The organism is Bordetella genomosp. 2, from assembly GCF_002261345.1.
Taxonomy (GTDB): Bacteria; Pseudomonadota; Gammaproteobacteria; order Burkholderiales; family Burkholderiaceae_B; genus Bordetella_A.
Genome location: NZ_NEVT01000003.1, coordinates 999,776 through 1,017,654, shown reverse-complemented (window position 1 = coordinate 1,017,654; position 17,879 = coordinate 999,776). Strand labels below are relative to the sequence as shown.

Annotated in this window: 16 protein-coding genes; 1 reads left to right on the top strand and 15 read right to left on the bottom strand. The window is 68.8% G+C overall.

The window, feature by feature from the left end; genetic code table 11:
• The first annotated feature begins 1 nt into the window (after position 1).
• The gene (gene mltB / locus CAL24_RS06935; protein ID WP_094806158.1) at positions 2-1,141 is read left to right on the top strand and encodes a lytic murein transglycosylase B; all 1,140 of its coding nucleotides are present in this window, start codon (positions 2-4) and stop codon (positions 1,139-1,141) included.
• A gap of 82 nt (positions 1,142-1,223) precedes the next feature.
• Here mltB and cysM read toward each other — a convergent pair whose 3' ends face one another.
• The 15 genes from cysM to gyrA form a co-directional block, all read right to left on the bottom strand.
• The gene (gene cysM, locus CAL24_RS06930) at positions 1,224-2,144 is read right to left on the bottom strand and encodes a cysteine synthase CysM (RefSeq protein WP_028354222.1); all 921 of its coding nucleotides are present in this window, start codon (positions 2,142-2,144) and stop codon (positions 1,224-1,226) included.
• 74 nt (positions 2,145-2,218) lie between these two features.
• Positions 2,219-2,701 (bottom strand): ComEA family DNA-binding protein, encoded by a 483-nt coding sequence (locus tag CAL24_RS06925; protein WP_051439395.1) that lies wholly within the window; start codon positions 2,699-2,701, stop codon positions 2,219-2,221.
• Between the two features lie 131 nt (positions 2,702-2,832).
• Positions 2,833-3,825, bottom strand: a complete 993-nt coding sequence (gene rfaD / locus CAL24_RS06920; protein WP_094806157.1) for an ADP-glyceromanno-heptose 6-epimerase — start codon at positions 3,823-3,825, stop codon at positions 2,833-2,835.
• On the bottom strand, positions 3,822-4,763 hold the full coding sequence (gene rfaE1, locus CAL24_RS06915; RefSeq protein WP_094806155.1) for a D-glycero-beta-D-manno-heptose-7-phosphate kinase: 942 nt from the start codon (positions 4,761-4,763) through the stop codon (positions 3,822-3,824). Before rfaE1 ends, rfaD begins: the two co-directional genes overlap by 4 nt.
• Positions 4,760-5,992 (bottom strand): lipopolysaccharide assembly protein LapB, encoded by a 1,233-nt coding sequence (gene lapB / locus CAL24_RS06910; protein ID WP_094806153.1) that lies wholly within the window; start codon positions 5,990-5,992, stop codon positions 4,760-4,762. The genes rfaE1 and lapB overlap by 4 nt, the downstream gene beginning before the upstream one ends.
• 42 nt (positions 5,993-6,034) lie before the next feature.
• Entirely contained in the window at positions 6,035-6,349 is a 315-nt protein-coding gene (locus tag CAL24_RS06905; protein WP_094806151.1) for a LapA family protein, read from the bottom strand.
• A gap of 195 nt (positions 6,350-6,544) precedes the next feature.
• Positions 6,545-6,901, bottom strand: coding sequence for an integration host factor subunit beta (locus CAL24_RS06900; RefSeq protein WP_028354226.1), 357 nt, complete (start codon positions 6,899-6,901; stop codon positions 6,545-6,547).
• 3 nt (positions 6,902-6,904) lie between these two features.
• Positions 6,905-8,617 (bottom strand): 30S ribosomal protein S1, encoded by a 1,713-nt coding sequence (gene rpsA / locus CAL24_RS06895; protein WP_170947035.1) that lies wholly within the window; start codon positions 8,615-8,617, stop codon positions 6,905-6,907.
• 114 nt (positions 8,618-8,731) lie between these two features.
• Entirely contained in the window at positions 8,732-9,427 is a 696-nt protein-coding gene (cmk, locus tag CAL24_RS06890) for a (d)CMP kinase (protein WP_283162968.1), read from the bottom strand.
• On the bottom strand, positions 9,424-10,764 hold the full coding sequence (aroA, locus tag CAL24_RS06885) for a 3-phosphoshikimate 1-carboxyvinyltransferase (protein ID WP_094806148.1): 1,341 nt from the start codon (positions 10,762-10,764) through the stop codon (positions 9,424-9,426). Before aroA ends, cmk begins: the two co-directional genes overlap by 4 nt.
• A 7-nt stretch (positions 10,765-10,771) precedes the next feature.
• A complete protein-coding gene (locus tag CAL24_RS06880; RefSeq protein ID WP_094806146.1) occupies positions 10,772-11,674 on the bottom strand; it encodes a prephenate dehydrogenase in 903 nt (300 codons plus the stop codon).
• Entirely contained in the window at positions 11,671-12,789 is a 1,119-nt protein-coding gene (gene hisC / locus CAL24_RS06875; RefSeq protein ID WP_094806144.1) for a histidinol-phosphate transaminase, read from the bottom strand. Before hisC ends, CAL24_RS06880 begins: the two co-directional genes overlap by 4 nt.
• Positions 12,790-12,813: 24 nt before the next feature.
• Entirely contained in the window at positions 12,814-13,899 is a 1,086-nt protein-coding gene (gene pheA / locus CAL24_RS06870) for a prephenate dehydratase (protein WP_094806142.1), read from the bottom strand.
• Positions 13,892-15,025 carry a 3-phosphoserine/phosphohydroxythreonine transaminase gene (serC, locus tag CAL24_RS06865; protein WP_028354233.1) on the bottom strand — a complete coding sequence of 378 codons (1,134 nt, stop codon included), beginning with the start codon at positions 15,023-15,025 and terminating at the stop codon, positions 13,892-13,894. Before serC ends, pheA begins: the two co-directional genes overlap by 8 nt.
• The gene (gyrA, locus tag CAL24_RS06860; RefSeq protein ID WP_094806141.1) at positions 15,025-17,679 is read right to left on the bottom strand and encodes a DNA gyrase subunit A; all 2,655 of its coding nucleotides are present in this window, start codon (positions 17,677-17,679) and stop codon (positions 15,025-15,027) included. The genes serC and gyrA overlap by 1 nt, the downstream gene beginning before the upstream one ends.
• Positions 17,680-17,879 lie beyond the last annotated feature (200 nt).

Sequence of the window (17,879 nt, the reverse complement as noted above, 5' to 3'; positions counted from 1 at the left end):
TATGTTCATCTGTCGGCAATTCCTGCAAATCGGCACGATTGCTTTTTTTCTTGCCGGATGCGCAAGCGCCCCTCCGTCCGGCTCGCACCCCCAGGACCAGACTCCGCCGCAGCGCCCTTCCGGGGGCGCCCCGATACGCATCGGCCCGGCCAAACCGCCCGCCGAACCGCCGGCCGCGCTGACTCCGGGCGGACAGCTGCGCCCCGAGGCGCTCGCCTACGCCCGTCAGCTGGCGGACGAACGCGCCCTCCCCCTGGACCGGGTCACGGCCGCCCTGGCGGACTCCCGCTATAACGCCACCGTGGCGCGCCTGATCGCGCCCTCGCCCCCGGGGCGCAAGATATGGCGCAGCTGGCTCACCTACCGCGCGCGCTTCGTCGAGCCCAAGCGCATCGGCTGGGGCGTGCAGTTCTGGCAGGAGCACGCGGCGCTGCTGAACCAGGCGGCCCAGCGCTACGGCGTGCCCGCCTCGATCATCGCCTCCATCATCGGGGTCGAAACCCTGTACGGGCGCAATATGGGCAATTTCCGCGTGCTCGACGCCCTGGCCACCCTGGCGTTCGATTATCCCGATCCCAACCGCCCCGAGCGCGCCGACATGTTCCGCGGCCAACTGGGGGACTTCATCACGCTGGCGCTGCGCGGCAAGCTCGAACTCGAGGCGAGCGGCTCTTATGCGGGCGCCATCGGCATGCCCCAGTTCATGCCGGGCAGCATCATGCGCTTCGCGGTGGACGGCGACGGCGACGGCCATATCGACCTGACCAACAGCGTCGCCGACTCGGTCATGTCGGTCGGCAATTTCCTGGTCGAGCATGGCTGGCAGCGCGGCCTGCCGGTATTCGCGCCGGTGATACTGCCGCCGGACCCGTCCGCGCTGGCATCGGGCGGGCTCGAGCCCACGCAGACCTGGTCATCGCTGCAGGCCGCCGGCGCACGCCTGGCGCCCGGCGCCAGCGGCAACGGCTGGCAGGACCGCCCGCTGGGCGTCGTGGACCTGGAAGAAGAGGCGCGCGGCACCGTGCAGTACCGCACCGCCACGCCGAACTTTTTTGCGCTGACGCAATATAACCGGAGTTATTTCTACGCCACCGCGGTGGCTGACCTGGCGGCCGCGCTCGAACAACGCATGGGCAGATGACCCGCCGCGCAGGTGTCAGGCACCGGACGACGCATGCAACCACTGCAGCGCCGGGGCCAGGCACCTGGAAGCGAAAGCCGCGTCAGCGGCGCTCGTTGAACACGCCGGTCGACAGATAGCGGTCGCCGCGGTCGCAGACGATGAACACGATGGTCGCGTTCTCAACCCGCTCGGCCACGCGCAGGGCCGCCACCAGCGCGCCAGCCGAGGAAATGCCGCCGAAGATGCCCTCTTCGGCGGCCAGGCGGCGGGCCATGGTCTCGGCCTCGTCCTGGCCGATGGACTCGTAGGCATCCACCAGGCTGCGATCGAAGATCTTCGGCAGGTAGGCTTCCGGCCACTTGCGAATGCCCGGGATCTGCGACCCTTCGGCCGGTTGGGCGCCCACCACCTGCACCGCCGGATTGCGCGACTTCAGGTAGGTGGACACGCCCATGATGGTGCCTGTCGTGCCCATGGCGCTGACGAAGTGGGTGACGCGGCCGTCGGTCTGCGTCCAGATCTCGGGGCCGGTGCCTTCGATGTGGGCGCGCGGGTTGTCGGGGTTGGCGAACTGGTCCAGCACCTTGCCCTTGCCTTCGGCCTCCATGCTGGTGGCCAGGTCGCGGGCGTATTCCATGCCGCCCTTGTCCGCGGGCGTGAGGATCAGCTCCGCCCCATAGGCCGCCATGGCTGCGCGGCGCTCGACCGACAGGTTGTCCGGCATGATCAGCACCATGCGGTAGCCGCGCATGGCGGCCGTCATGGCCAGCGCGATGCCGGTGTTGCCGCTGGTGGCTTCGATGAGCGTATCGCCCGGCTTGATCTCGCCGCGCTCTTCGGCGCGCAGGATCATCGACAGCGCCGGCCGGTCCTTGACGGAACCCGCCGGATTATTGCCTTCCAGTTTGGCCAGGATGACGTTGCCCCGTGCCTGGCCCGCCGCGCCGGGAATGCGCTGCAGGCGGACCAGCGGCGTATTGCCGACGGTTTGTTCGATGGTGGGATAGGATGAGGTAGCCATCGGCCGATGATAACCGCTGCCGTGCGGACGTGGCGCCAAAGCCGCGCCCGCGCCAGGGATACCGCCCGCGGCGTTCAGGGAGCCGACAGGCTGGGCAGCGCCGGCGCGAAATGCGGCGTGGCGGTGGCGCCCCCGGGCGCCAGGACCGGAATGCCGGGCCCCGCCACCAGCCCTGCCGCCTGCAGGCTGCGCAGGCGCTTGCGGCCGATGCCGCGCACCCGGTCGGAAAGGTCTTCCAGGGATTCGAACCGGCCGGCGCGCTCGCGTTCCTGGATGATGATGCGGGCCGTGCTGGGCCCCACGCCGCGCAGCGATTCCAGTTGTTCGGCGCTGGCCGCGTTGACGTCCAGGGCCTGCGCGGGCATGGCCGCCAGGCTCAGCCCGCCGGCGACCGCGAAACGGCCCAGCGTGTGCGCCATGGCGCGGCGCGCCGGCGGCTGCCCGGCGCGGCCGGGCTGGCGCGCGCCCACCAGCGGCCAGCGCGGCGGGCTGCGGCGGGAAGGGCGAGGAACGGCCGGCAAGGGGACGGCCACGGGATCATGCAGGAAGGGGTTCATGGCGGGGCTCCGTGCGAAATGGCGGGCCGGATGGCCCGCCTGCCAGCCATGATGCCGCCGCCCCGCCCCGCCGGGCGCCCCCGTGAACGGGAAAATCCGCCCCGGGAACTACGCAGCCGGCGGTTCGCCGGTCAGGCCTTGCGCGCGCGCCAGTAGCGCACGTACTCGGCCACGCCGGTCTGGACATCGCGCATGGGTGCGCTGAAGCCCGCCGCGCGCAGGCGGCTGACGTCGGCCTGCGTGTAGCTCTGGTAGCGCCCCTTCAGGTCCTCGGGGAACGGGATATAGCGCACCAGCCCCTGCTCGACCAGCTTGTCCAGCGGCAGCGCGGCCTCGCCGAGTTCCGCGCGCAGCGTGTTGACCACGGCGGCGGCCACGTCGTTGAACGGCTGCGCGCGCCCCGTGCCGCAGTTGAAAATGCCCGACGTGCCGGGGTTGTCGAGGAAATGCAGGTTGACGGCGACGACGTCCTCGACCGAAATGAAGTCGCGGCTCTGGCCGCCATCGGGATAGCCGTCCCAGCCGGCGAACAGCCGCACGTGCCCTTCGGCCAGGAACTGGTTCATGTTGTGGAAGGCGACCGAGGCCATGCGGCCCTTGTGCTGCTCGTGCGGGCCGTACACGTTGAAATAGCGCAGCCCCACCACCTGGGCGGTCAGGCTGTCCATGCGGGTGCGCAGCACCTGGTCGAACAGCAGCTTGGAATAGCCGTAGACGTTCAGCGGACGCTCGTTGGCGGGCTCCTCGACATACACCGACGAGCCCCCGTACACGGCCGCCGACGAGGCGTACAGGAACGGGATGCGCTGGGCCTGGCAGTACTCGAACAGCTCCAGCGTGACCCGGTAGTTGTTGTCGAGCATGTAGCGGCCGTTGCGCTCGGTGGTGTCCGAGCAGGCGCCCTGGTGCAGCACGGCCCGCACCGGCGGCAGCGCGCCGGCCAGGACGCGCTTGCGGAATTCGTCCTTGTCGAGGTAGTCGGCGATCTGGCAATCGACCAGGTTGAGGAACTTGTCGCCCTCGGTCAGGTCGTCGACCGCGATGATGTCCTGGATGCCGCGCCGGTTCAGGCCGCGCACCAGATTGCTGCCGATGAAACCGGCGGCGCCTGTGACGACGATCATGTGGATTCTCCTGCGAGTTCTGCGGCGGTGACGACCGAGGTGCCCAGTTTGCCGACGACGATGCCGCCGGCACGGTTGGCCCAGCCCATGGCTTCGGCCCAGGGCAGCCCGATGGCGCGCATGGCCGCCAGGGTGGCCAGCACCGTGTCGCCGGCGCCGGACACGTCGAATACTTCGTGCGCCTGCGCATCGACGTGTTCGCGGCCCGCCGCGGTGAAAAGCGTCATGCCCTGCTCGGACCGGGTGACCAGCAGGGCTTCGAGGTCGAGGTCGGCGCGCAGCCGCTGGGCGCGCTCGGTCAGCTGCGACTCGGTGGTCCAGCGGCCCACGGCCTGTTGCATCTCGGCCCGGTTCGGCGTGACCAGGGTGGCGCCGCGATAGCGCGCGTAGTCGTCGCCCTTGGGATCGGCCAGCACCGGCACGCCGGCGGCGCGCGCCTGGGCGATCAGGTCCTGGACGCGGTCGAGCGCGCCCTTGGCGTAGTCCGACAGCACCACCACGTCATGCTGCGCCAGATGGCGCGCGTAGCGGGCATCCAGGCCGTCGAGCGTGGCCGGGGCGGGATGCTGTTCGAAGTCGACCCGCAGCAGCTGCTGCTGGCGCCCCAGGACGCGCATCTTGAGCGTGGTGGGATGGTCGGCGTCGGCGACCAGGTCGGCCTGCACGCCGGCCTGCTCGGCCAGCCGGCCGATGCCCTCGCCCGCCTCGTCGGCGCCGACGATGCCCAGCAGCGTGGCCTGCCCGCCCAGGGCGGCGACGTTGCGCGCCACGTTGGCGGCGCCGCCCAGGCGGTCTTCGCGGCGCGCCACGCGCACCACGGGCACCGGCGCCTCGGGCGAGATGCGGTCGACCTCGCCGAACCAGTAGCGGTCCAGCATGATGTCGCCCACGACGAGCACGCGGCTGCGCGCGATGGCCTCGGCGGGATAGGATTTCATTCGAGTTCTTCCAGACGGCGTGGCGCGTAGGTCTCCCAGACGTTGCAGCCTGGGCACTGCCAATAGTACCGCCGCGCCTGGAAGCCGCAATTGCGGCAGGCATAGCGGTCCAGGCGCTGCGTATGCTTGTGGATCAGGCTGCGCAGCAGGGTGAGATCGGCGCCGCGCACGGGCCCTTGTTCGGCCTCTCCCGGCGGCTGGCCGGCGGCGCTGCCCAGCTCGGCCTCGAGCAGGCGGTCGAGCCCGAGCAGCGACGGATGATGGCGCAGCGCGCCGCGCGCGAAGGCCCAGGCCGGCGCCGCGCCGCGCTGCACCCGCAGCTCGCGGAATATGACGTTGAACAGGTCCAGCGACGGATGATGGCCGTACTGCTTCTGCAGCAGTTCCAGGCCCTCGGCGGCCTGGTCGGCGGCACGGTAATTGGCCAGCAGCTGCTCGGCCACCAGGCCGGCGAACTCCGGCGCGTCGGCCAGGATGGATTCGAGGTACAGCCGCTCGCGCTTGGGGTCGTTCTCGAGAGCGGCCAGGCGCGCGCGCAGCATGGAAGTGCGCACTTTCGCCGGCTTGCCGGCGGTTTCGCCGGCGCCCGCCTGGCTGGCCGCGTGGTCGGCCGCGTCGAGCGCCGCATGGGCCGCGTCGGCGTCGAACGGCTTGGCCGCCAGCGCGGTCTGGGCCTGCTCGCAGTAGTAGTGCACGATCTGCGGCACCGGCTCGTCGACCAGGCCGTGCAGCGTCTTGACGGCCTCGATGGCGCGCGGCCAGTCGTGTTCGGACTCGTAGATGCGAATCAGCGAGCGCAGCGCCGGAAGGGCGTAGCGGGTGTCCTTGAGCTGCTCGAAAGCCGCCTCGGCGCGATCCAGCATGCCGGCCTTGAGGAAATCGTGGGCCAGTTCGTGCTGGGCGTGCTCGCGTTCGGCTTCCGGCAGGTCGGACCGGTTCAGCAGGCTCTGGTGCACGCGGATGGCGCGCTCCATTTCGCCGCGCCGGCGGAACAGGCTGCCCAGCGCGAAATGCAGCTCGGTGGTTTCCGGGTCGAGCTTGGCGACCTCGACGAACGCGTCGATGGCGCGGTCGGGTTGCTCATTGAGCAGGAAATTCAGCCCGCGGAAGTAGGAATCCGGCAAGGTGCGCGTCTCGCGCAGCATCTGGCGGAAGTCGAAGCGCGCCGCCAGCCAGCCCAATGCAAACAGCAAGGGCACGAAAATAAGCCACCAAGGTTCAAAATCCACGCTGCGAGCTCTGTAGCGGTCGGGGAAAACGGTGCGCGCCGCTTACAGCGGCGACATCGGGGCGATGGCCTCGGGGGCGACCGGCGGGGTCGTGCCATTGGCGGCGGCCTGCAGGCGCTCGACTTCGCGGCGCAGGCGCATGGCTTCGCGGCGCCGGCGCATGGCGGCGGGCACCGTCAGCAGCAGGCCGAACACCGTGCCGACCACGAACGTCACCAGCATCACCACGATGAGCGGGACGTCCTGCACGACATAATCGGCGTAGAAGTTCACGGCGACGGGGCCGGTGTTCTTCAAGGCGAACATCAGCACCGCGATGAAAACGAGCAATCGCAGGGCCCAGACAAGGTAGCGCATGGCGCATGCTCCAGAGAATTCAAGACTGTCAATTGTAAGCGGAAGCGGACCGGAATCCGCGGTCGGTGGCGACAAATGCGCCGTCCGCGCGGCATGGCCCGCCGCGCCGCGCAAAAACAAAGCCCCTTGAAGGATCAAGGGGCTTCATCGGGGTATGCGCCGCCGCGGCAAACGGCCAGGCACCCTGCCGCAACCCTACATGGCGTGCATGCCGAGCAGCGTGGGCAGCGGGTCGTCCGCGGCGGTATCGGACGGCGTGCCGGCGTCGCCGCCGGCCATGTCGACCCGCTCGCGCAATTCCTTGCCGGCCTTGAAGTGCGGCACCTGCTTGCCAGGCACCAGCACCTGCTCGCCCGACTTGGGGTTGCGCCCGATGCGGGGTGAACGCTGCGACAGCGAAAAGCTGCCAAAACCGCGGATCTCGATGCGCTGGCCCGAGGCCAGGGCCTGGGTCATTGCATCGAGCATGGTCTTGACGGCGTAATCGGTGTCGCGGGCGGCCAGCTGGGGATAGCGGGCCGCCAGTGCGGCGATCAGCTCCGACTTGGTCACTTATCAGCCGTCGTTGCGCTGTTGATCCAGCTTGGCCTTGAGCAGCGCGCCCAGGTTGGTGGTACCCGAGGAGGCGCTGGCTTCGGACATGCGCTGGATGGTATCGGCCGTCTCGGCGTTGTCGCGGGCCTTGATCGACAGCTGGATCGAGCGCGTCTTGCGGTCGATGTTGACGATCATGGCTTCGACGTTCTCGCCGGCCTTCAGCACGGTGGTGGCGTCCTCGACGCGGCCCGAGGAGATCTCGGAGGCGCGCAGGTAGCCCTCGACGTCGACCGACAGGGTGACGACCGCGCCCTTGGGCTCGACCGACTTGATCACGCCCTGCACCACGGCGCCCTTGTCATAGGTGGCGACGTAGTTGTTGAACGGATCGCCTTCCAGCTGCTTGATGCCCAGCGAGATGCGTTCCTTGTCGGTGTCAATGCCCAGCACCACGGCTTCGATTTCGTCGCCCTTCTTGAAGTTGCGGACGGCCTCTTCGCCGGTTTCGGTCCAGGACAGGTCGGACAGGCGCACCAGGCCGTCGATGCCGCCGGGCAGGCCGACGAACACGCCGAAGTCGGTGATCGACTTGATGGCGCCACGGACCTTGTCGCCACGCTTGAAGTTGGTGGCGAACTCTTCCCAGGGGTTCTGGCGGCACTGCTTCATGCCCAGCGAGATGCGGCGACGGTCTTCGTCGATCTCGAGGACCATGACTTCGACCTCTTCGCCCAGGGTCACGACCTTGCGCGGATCGACGTTCTTGTTGGTCCAGTCCATTTCGGAGACGTGCACCAGGCCTTCGATACCGGCCTCGACCTCGACGAACGCGCCGTAGTCGGTCAGGTTGGTGACCTTGCCGAACAGGCGGGTGCCCTGCGGGTAGCGACGCGCCAGGCCGACCCACGGATCTTCGCCCAGCTGCTTGACGCCCAGCGAGACGCGGCTCTTTTCCTGGTCGAACTTGAGGACCTTGGCTTCGACTTCCTGGCCCACCTGCAGGACCTCGGAGGGGTGACGCACGCGGCGCCAGGCCATGTCGGTGATGTGCAGCAGGCCGTCGATGCCGCCCAGGTCGACGAACGCACCGTAGTCGGTGATGTTCTTGACCACGCCCTTGACCACGGCGCCTTCGTGCAGGGTCTCGAGCAGCTTCTGGCGCTCTTCGCCCATGCTGGCTTCCAGCACCTGGCGGCGCGACAGCACGACGTTGTTGCGCTTGCGGTCGAGCTTGATGACCTTGAATTCGAGGGTCTTGCCTTCGTACGGGGTGGTGTCCTTGACGGGACGCAGGTCGACCAGCGAGCCCGGCAGGAACGCGCGGATGCCGTTGGTCATGACGGTCAGGCCGCCCTTGACCTTGCCGGTGATGGTGCCGGTGACCAGTTCGCCGTTTTCGAGGGCCTTTTCGAGCTGCAGCCAGGCCGACAGGCGCTTGGCGCGGTCACGCGACAGAATGGTGTCGCCGTAGCCGTTTTCCAGGGAATCGATGGCCACCGAGACGAAATCGCCGGGTTGCACTTCGAGTTCGCCCTGGTCGTTGAGGAACTCTTCCAGGGGGATCAGCGCTTCGGACTTCAGGCCGGCATTGACGACGACGAAGTTGTGGTCGACGCGCACGACTTCGGCGCTGATCACTTCGCCGGACTTCATGTCCTGGGTCTTGAGGCTTTCTGCGAAGAGGTCGGCGAAGCTTTCGCCGCCGGTGGCGGGAGTGGAAACGGAAGACATTGAGTTGAAATCCATTGGGCCAAAATGGCCTTGAAAAACACACCGAAGCGGATTGCCCGCGACAGTGGAGTGAATGAACCTGCCAGCACCCGCGCCCCGGGCATGCGCCCGGCGCTACGAGCCCTTGGCAGGGCCTGAAACTTTCCAGAAATCGAGTACTGCCTGCACCGTTTGCTCGATGGTCAGATAGGACGAATCGAGCACGTGTGCATCCGCCGCTGCAACGAGCGGCGCCGTGGCGCGCTGCGTATCGCGCGCGTCGCGTTCGCGCATATCGCGCAAAAGGTCGGTTAGATTAGCAGAAATTCCCTTTTCGATCAACTGCTTACAGCGTCTTTGCGCACGCGCCTCGACATCCGCCACCAGGAATACTTTAAGGGACGCATCCGGGAAGACCACCGTGCCCATGTCGCGGCCGTCCGCCACCAGCCCGGGCGGCGCGCGGAAAGCCCGCTGGCGCTCGAGCAGGGCCTGCCGCACCGCCGGATACGCGGCGATGCGGGACGCGAAGTTGCCGACCCGCTCCTGGCGGATCGTCTCGCCCACCTCGGCGCCCTCCAGGTAGATGTGCCGGCCCTCGAAACGGGCGTCCAGCTCCTGCGCCACGCGCGCCACGCCGGCCTCGTCCTCAGCGGCCAGGCCGCGGTTCAGGGCCGCCAGCGCCGTGAGCCGGTACAGCGCGCCGCTGTCGAGCACGGCCCAGCCCAGCGCCTTGGCGACCCGGTGGGCCACGGTGCCCTTGCCCGAGGCCGTGGGACCGTCGATGGCGATGACGGGAATATCGGCGGACATGGCGGGCGCAGTGCTCATGATTCGGTACCGGGTCGGCCGGCCACCAGCCCGGCGTAGACATCGAAGTAATCGGGGAAAGTCTTGCTGACGCAACCCGGGTCGAGAATGCGCACCGCGGCGGGCCCGAAGGCGGCCAGCGAGAAGCACATGGCCATGCGATGGTCATCCCAGGTGCCAATCTGCGCATCGCGCCAGCCGTCCGGCGCCGGCGGCGTGATGCGCAGCCAGTCGGGGCCGGACTCCACGCCCGCCCCCAGCTTCGACAGCTCGGTATGCATGGCGTGGATGCGGTCGGTTTCCTTGACGCGCCAGCTGCCGATATTGCGCAGGCGGCACGGCCCGTCGGCATAGAGCGCCAGGGCGGCCGCCGTCATGGCGGCGTCGGGGATCAGGTTGAAATCGGCGTCGAAGGCCTTGAGGCGGCCGCCCTGGTCGACGCGCACGCCGCGCGCCTCGATCCAGTCCGGGCCGGATTCGACCTGCACGCCCATGTCGGCGAGGGTGCGGGCAAAAGCCACGTCGCCCTGGATGCTGTCGGCGCCCACGCCGGTGACGCGCACCGGCCCGCCGCCGATGGCGCCGAGCGCCAGGAAGTACGAGGCGGACGAGGCATCGCCCTCGACGGCGATGGCGCCCGGGCTGCGATAGGCCGCGCCGGCTTCGATGGAGAAGGAACGCCAGCCGTCGCGCTGCACCCGCACGCCGTAGCGCGCCATCAGGTTGAGGGTGATCTCGATGTAGGGCTTGGAAATCAGTTCGCCCGCCACTTCGATGACCACCGGACGGTCGCTGCCCTGGGCCAGCACCGGGGCGGCCAGCAGCAAGGCGGTCAGGAACTGGCTGGACACCGCGCCCTGCACGCGCGCCGGCGCGCCGGCGCGGATCTCGCCCTGGCCGATGGCCAGCGGCGGGTAGCCAGGCTGCCCCAGGTAGTCGATCCGGGCGCCCCACTGCCGCAGCGCATCGACCAGGTCGCCAATGGGACGCTCGTGCATGCGCGGCACGCCCGACAAGCGATATTGTCCGCCCATCAGGGCCAGGGCCGCGGTCAGGGGCCGGAATGCCGTGCCGGCGTTGCCCAGGAACAAGTCCGCCTGCCCGGCCGGAAAGCGGCCGGCGCCCGTCACCGTCGCCCGGCCGGGGCCGCCGTCGGCGATCTCGACCCCGAGCTGGCGCAGGGCTGCCAGCATCACCCGGGTGTCGTCGGAATCCAGCAAGCCGGAAATGTCGGTGCTGCCGGCGGCCAGCGCCGCCAGCAGCAGCACGCGGTTGGAAATGCTCTTGGAGCCCGGCAAGGCAACCACGCCGCGCGCCTGGCGGGCGCGCGGCAGGTCGAGATACGACTGTCCGGTCATGGCAAAACTACTCCTTGCGCCAGTTGCGGCGCGCCTGCGCGGCGCGTTCCAGCAGCGCCTCGAGGGCGCCGCCGTCGCCGGCCGCCATGGCCTGCTCGGCCTGGTCCAGCACGGCCCGTACCGCCGCCAGCTCGGCGCGCAAGGCGGCGCGGTTGGACAGGAAAATGTCGCGCCACATTTCGGGCGACCCCGCCGCGATGCGGGTGAAATCGCGGAACCCGGTGCCGGCCAGGGCCAGCCGCGCCGGCGCGTCGGCGGCCGCGGCCACCTGCGCCATGTAGGCCGCCGCCAGCAGGTGAGGCATGTGGCTGACCGGCGCCAGGACCCGGTCATGCGCGGCGGCGTCCATGTCGATGACCCGGGCACCACAAGCCTGCCACAAGTCGCGCACGCGCGCGACCCCGGCCGGCGGGTTCTCCGGCAGCGGCGTCAGGATCACGGTGCGGCCGCGATACAGGCCGGCGTCGGCGGCCTCGGGGCCGCTGCGCTCGGCCCCGGCGATGGGGTGGCCGGGCACGAACTGCGCGACCCGGTCGCCCAGCGCCGCGCGCGCCGCCTCGACCACTTCGGCCTTGGTGCTGCCGGCGTCGGTCAACAGCGTGGCGGCGCCCAGGTGCGGACGCAAGCGCGCCAGCATGGCCCCCAGCCCGCCCACCGGCGTGGCCAGCAGCACCACGTCGGCTTGCGCGGCCTCTTCGGGCGTGACGGCGGCGTCGATCAGGCCCAGCGCCTGCGCGCGGGCCAGGGACTGCGCATTGCGGCCCACGCCCAGCACGCGCCCGACCCGGCCCGCCTGGCGCAACGCCAGCGCAACCGAACCGCCGATCAGGCCGACGCCGATCACCGCCAGTACAGGAATCAGGGGGCCCTCGGCCCCCTGTGTCGCAGCGCCGGTCGCGGCGGGCGTCATGCGGCCAGGACTTCCGTGAGCGCGGCGATGAACCGCTGGTTTTCCTCCGGCAGGCCGATGGTCACGCGCAGCCACTCGGGCAGGCCGTCGCCGGCCACCGGCCGCACGATGACGCCGCGCTTGAGCAATTCCAGGTTGATGCGCGGCGCATCGCCCACGTGCACCAGCACGAAGTTGCCGTAGCTGGGCACATAGCGCAGCGAGAGGCTGTCGAACGCCTCGCACAGCTGGCGCTTGCCGGCCTTGTTCAGTTCGTACGCGCGGGCCAGGTAGTCGGCGTCGCCGAGGGCGGCGATCGCGGCGGCCTGCGCCAGCGTATTGACGTTGAAGGGCTGGCGGACCCGGTTGAGCAGGTCCGTGAGCGCCGGCTGCGCCACCGCGAAGCCCACGCGCAGCCCGGCCAGGCCATAGGCCTTGGAGAACGTGCGCGAGACGATCAGGTTGGGGTACTGCCGCACCAGGGCCACGCTGTCGAAGCGCAGCTCCGGGTCGAGATATTCGTTGTAGGCCTCGTCCAGCACCACCGTGACGCGATCGCCGTGGGTCGCGTGCACGCGCGCCAGGAAGGCCGCGACGTCCGCGCCCGGCACGAAGGTGCCGGTGGGGTTGTTCGGATTGGCGATGAACACCAGCCGGGTGTCGTCCTCGATGGCCGCGAACATGGCGTCCAGGTCGTGGCCGTAGTCGCGCGCCGGCACCTGGATGTGGCGCGCGCCGCGCGCCTGCGTGGCCAGCCGGTACACCGCGAACGAATGCTGCGCGTACACGGCCGAGGTGCCCGGCTCCAGCAGCGCCAGCGCGGCGATTTCGAGGATGTCGTTGGAGCCGTTGCCCAGCGTGATCCAGCCCATCGGCACGCCGTAGCGTCCGGCCAGGGCCGATTTCAGGTCGAAACCGTTCGGGTCCGGATAGCGCGCCAGCGATTCGGCGGCGGCCAGCAGGGCCTGGCGCGCGGATTCGGGCATGCCCAGGGGGTTTTCGTTCGACGCCAGCTTGACGATGCCGGCCGGGTCGAGGCCGAACTCGCGGGCCAGCTCGTCGATGGGCTTGCCCGCCTGGTAGGGCGCGATGGCACTGACGTGGGCGGGAGCGGTCAACGGCTTGGGAGTGGTCATGACGGTGCGCTTACGCGAGAGGATTTACTGCGCCGGGTACGAGCCCAGCACCTTGATGAAAGCGACCTGCGCCTGCAGGTCGGCCAGTGCGCGGGCGACCTGCGGGTCGTCGCGGTGCCCCAGCACGTCGACGTAGAAATAATATTCCCACTGGCCGGTGCGCGCCGGGCGCGACTCGAAGCGGGTCATCGACACGCCGTTGGCGGCCAGCGGCGCCAGCATGTCGTAGACCGCGCCGGCGCGGTTGGGCACGGCCAGGATCAGGCTGGTCTTGTCGCGGCCGCTGGGCAGCGTCTGGATATGGCCCACGGCCAGGAAGCGCGTGCGGTTGTTGGGATCGTCCTGGATGCCGGCGGCGACGACCTGCAGGTTCCAGGCCGGCGCGGCGCTCTCGCCGGCGATCGCGGCAATCGCCGGGTTGCCGGCGGCGACGCGGGCGGCCTCGGAATTGCTGGCCTCGGCGACGCGCTCCAGGCCCGGGTAATGGCGGTTCAGCCAGCCCTGGCACTGCGCCAGCGCCTGCGGATGCGCGGCGATGGCGGTCACGCCGTCCATGGAACCCGACTGCGTCATGAGGCAGTGGCGGATGTCGACGGAGCGTTCCCCCAGTATCTTGAGCGGGGTGGTCAGCAGCAGGTCGAGATTGCGGTTGACCGCGCCCTCGGTGGAGTTTTCCACCGGCACCATGCCGACATCGGCCTGCCCGGCCTCGACGGCGCGGAACACTTCGTCGAACGACGGACAGGGCAGTTGCTGCACGGCGCGGCCGAAATGCTCGAGCGCCGCCTGCTCGGAAAACGAGCCGCGCGGCCCCAGGTAGGCCACGGTCATGCCGCGCTCCAGGCCGCGGCAGGCGGAGATGATTTCGGTCCAGACCGAGGCCACGGCATCGCGCGGAAACGGGCCGGGGTTGAGCTGCTGCAGGCGGCGGATGACTTCCGCCTCGCGTTCGGGACGCAGCACCGGGCCGTCGGCGGCAGCGGCGTGCTTGGCTTCGCCGACCTCGAGCGCGGCGCGGGCGCGCTGCGACAGCGGGTCGAGGATCTGCGCATCGATGGCGTCGATGCGCTCGCGCAGCGGCTTGAGCTTGCCTTGCAGGGAATCATCCATGGCGGCGCTCGAAATCCCGCAGGTAGTCGACCAGCGCCTGCACGCCGTCCAGCGGCATGGCGTTGTAGATCGAGGCGCGCATGCCGCCCACGCTCTTGTGGCCCTTGAGCTGCATCAGCCCGGCTGCTTCGGCGCCCTGCAGGAAGGCGTCGTTGAGCGATTCATCGCGCAGCACGAACGGCACGTTCATGCGCGAGCGCGCCGCGGCGTGCACGGGGTTGCGGTAGAAGGAGGTGCTGTCCAGATAGCCGTACAGCAGGTCGGCCTTGGCGCGGTTGGCGGCCTCCATGCCGGCTACGCCGCCCTGCTCCTTGACCCACTTGAACACCAGGCCGGCCATGTAGATGGCGAAGGTCGGCGGCGTGTTGTAGCGCGAATGCTCGGCCGCCACGTTGGCGTAGTCGAACGCCGAGGGGCAGATCGGCAGCGCCTTGCCGAGCAGGTCGCGGCGCGCGATCACCACGGTGACGCCGGCCGGGCCGGCATTCTTCTGGGCGCCGGCGAACACCAGGCCGGCGCGCGCGACGTCCATGGGACGCGACAGGAAGTGCGAGGAGGCGTCGACCACCAGCGGCACGTCCGGCGCGCCCAGCGCGGCGGTATCGGGCCAGTCGGTGAACTCGACGCCATTGATGGTTTCGTTGCTGCAGAAATGCAGGTAGGCGGCCTCCGGCCGCACCTGCCAGGTCTCGACCGGCGGCACCCAGGTCCAGGGGCCCTGCTCGCGCCCGTCGATCTCGGTGGCGGCGCCGCTGCTGGCGGCGATATGGGTGTTGCCGTAGCGGCCCGCTTCCTTGTGCGAACGCGTCGACCAATGTCCCGTCACCACGAAGTCGGCGGCGGGCTGGCCGCGCCGCCCGATGAGGTTCATGGGCACGATGGCGTTTTCGCCCAGCCCCCCGCCCTGCATGAACATCACGGCGTAGTCGGCCGACACGCCCAGCAGGTCGCGCAGGTCGGCCTCGGCCTGGTCGCAGATTTGCACGAAATGCTTGCCGCGGTGGCTCATTTCCATCACGGACATGCCGCTGCCGCGCCAATCCAGCATCTCGGCGGCGGCCTGCTGCAACACCGGCTCGGGCAAGGCCGACGGGCCTGCCGAGAAGTTCCAGGGACGGGCCATGATTACTCCGTAGGTTCGGTCGGTTCGGGCGAAGCGCCGGAATCGCCGTCGGCATCCATGGCTTCGGATTCTTCTTCATCGTCGGCGTCGGCGTCGCTTTCGACCACCCGGCGCACGCCCGACAGGCTGCTGCCGTCGTCCACGCTGATCAGGGTGACGCCCTGCGTGGCGCGCCCCATTTCACGGATTTCGCCGACCCGGGTGCGCACCAGCACGCCGCCGGTGGTGATCAGCATGATTTCGTCGGACGGCATCACCAGTACCGCGCCCACCACCTTGCCGTTGCGCGACGAGGTCTGGATGGCGATCATGCCCTTGGTGCCGCGGCCGTGGCGGGTGTATTCGGTGATGGACGTGCGCTTGCCGTAGCCGTTCTCGGTGGCGGTCAGCACGCTTTGCGACTCGTCGCCGGCCACCAGCAGGGCGATGACCGTCTGGCCGTCCTCGAGCGTCATGCCGCGCACGCCGCGGGCATTGCGGCCCATGGGCCGGACGTCGTTCTCGTCGAAGCGCACGGCCTTGCCGGCGTCGGAGAACAGCATCACGTCGTGCTTGCCGTCGGTGAGATCGGCGCCGATGAGGTAGTCGCCGTCGTCCAGCGCCACCGCGATGATGCCGGCCTTGCGCGGGTTGGAGAAATCGGACAGCGGCGTCTTCTTGACGGTGCCGCGCGAGGTCGCCATGAAGACGTAGTTGTCTTCGCTGAATTCCTTGACCGGCAGCACCACGGTGATCTTCTCGCCGTCGGCCAGCGGGAACATGTTGACGATCGGCTTGCCGCGCGAATTGCGCGTGCCTTGCGGCACTTCCCAGACCTTCAGCCAGTACACCCGGCCGCGATCGGAGAAGCACAGCAGGTAGTCGTGCGTATTGGCGATGAAGAGCTGGTCGATCCAGTCGTTTTCCTTCATGGCCGTGGCCTGCTTGCCGCGTCCGCCGCGCTTCTGCGAACGATATTCCGACAACGGCTGGCTCTTGATGTAGCCGGCGTGCGACAGCGTCACCACCATGTCGGTGGGCGTGATCAGGTCTTCGGTGTCGAGCTCGGTGGCGTTCAGTTCGATCTCGGAACGGCGCACGTCCTTGGCGCCGGTGGAGAACTCGGCCTTGATGGCCTGCAGCTCCTCGCCGATGATGGTGGTGATGCGCTCGGGCTTGGCGAGGATGTCGAGCAGGTCGGCGATGTTCGCCATGACGTCCTTGTACTCGCCGACGATCTTGTCCTGCTCGAGGCCGGTCAGGCGCTGCAGGCGCATGTTGAGGATTTCCTGCGCCTGGGTTTCGCTCAGGCGGTACAGGCCGTCGCCTTGCAGGCCGAAGCTCTCGTGCAGGTCGTCGGGACGGAACGCCGCGCGGCCGCCCACCGCGTCGAGGTCGGAACGCGACAGCATCTCGCGCACGAGGGAGGAATCCCACGAGCGCGACATCAGTTCCTGGCGCGCCACCGGCGGCGTGGGCGCGGCCTTGATGATGGCGATGAAGTCGTCGATGTTCGCCAGCGCCACGGCCAGGCCTTCCAGCACGTGGCCGCGCTCGCGCGCCTTGCGCAACTGGAACACGGTGCGGCGGGTCACCACTTCGCGGCGATGCTGCAGGAAGTAGGTGATCATCTGCTTCAGGTTGAGCAGGCGCGGCTGGCCGTCGACCAGCGCCACCAGGTTCATCCCGAAGGTGTCCTGCAGCTGCGTGTTCTTGTACAGGTTGTTGAGGATGACCTCGGGCACCTCGCCGCGCTTGAGCTCGATGACCAGCCGCATGCCGTCCTTGTCGGATTCGTCGCGGATGTCGGCGATGCCTTCGATCTTCTTCTCGTTGACCAGCTCGGCAATGCGTTCCTGCAGCGTCTTCTTGTTGACCTGGTAGGGAATGGCGTCGACCACGATGGCCTGCCGGTTGCCCTTTTCCATGTCCTCGAAGTGGGTCTTGGCGCGCATGACCACCCGGCCGCGGCCGGTGCGATAGCCCTCGCGCACGCCGGCCATGCCGTAGATGATGCCGCCGGTGGGGAAGTCGGGCGCGGGGATGACCTCGATGAGCTCGTCGACCGTGCAATCGGGGTTGCGCAGGCAGTACAGGCAGCCGTCGACCACCTCTTGCAGGTTGTGCGGCGGGATGTTGGTCGCCATGCCCACCGCGATCCCCGAGCTGCCGTTGACCAGCAGGTTGGGCAGCCGCGAGGGCAGCAGCAGCGGCTCTTGCTCGCTGCCGTCGTAGTTGGGCCCGAAATCGACGGTTTCCTGGTCGATATCGGCCAGCAGTTCGTGGGCGATCTTGGCCAGGCGGATTTCGGTGTAACGCATGGCCGCGGCGCTGTCGCCGTCGATCGAGCCGAAGTTGCCCTGGCCGTCGACCAGCATGTAGCGCATGGAGAAATCCTGCGCCATGCGGACGATGGTGTCGTAGACCGACTGGTCGCCGTGCGGGTGGTACTTACCGATAACGTCGCCGACGATGCGGGCGGATTTCTTGTAAGCGCGGTTCCAGTCGTTGTTCAGCTCGTGCATCGCATAGAGCACGCGCCGGTGCACGGGCTTGAGGCCGTCGCGCACATCTGGCAGCGCCCGCCCGACGATCACGCTCATGGCGTAATCCAGGTAGCTGCGGCGCATCTCTTCTTCCAGCGATACCGGAAGCGTCTCCTTGGCGAAGGAATCCATATATATAGCGACTGAATCGAGTAAGAGAAACCCGGGCCGGGTAAACAGGAAATTCTATCACCCGATTGTCCGACGACCGGGAAACCCGCGGCGCGGGCGCGCATGGCGAAAGCATCTGGCAGTTTTCACCGCCCTGTTGTCAAAAACCAACATCCCTCATGGCACATAGAGAAGAAAAGATCATATCCAGCATCAATGCG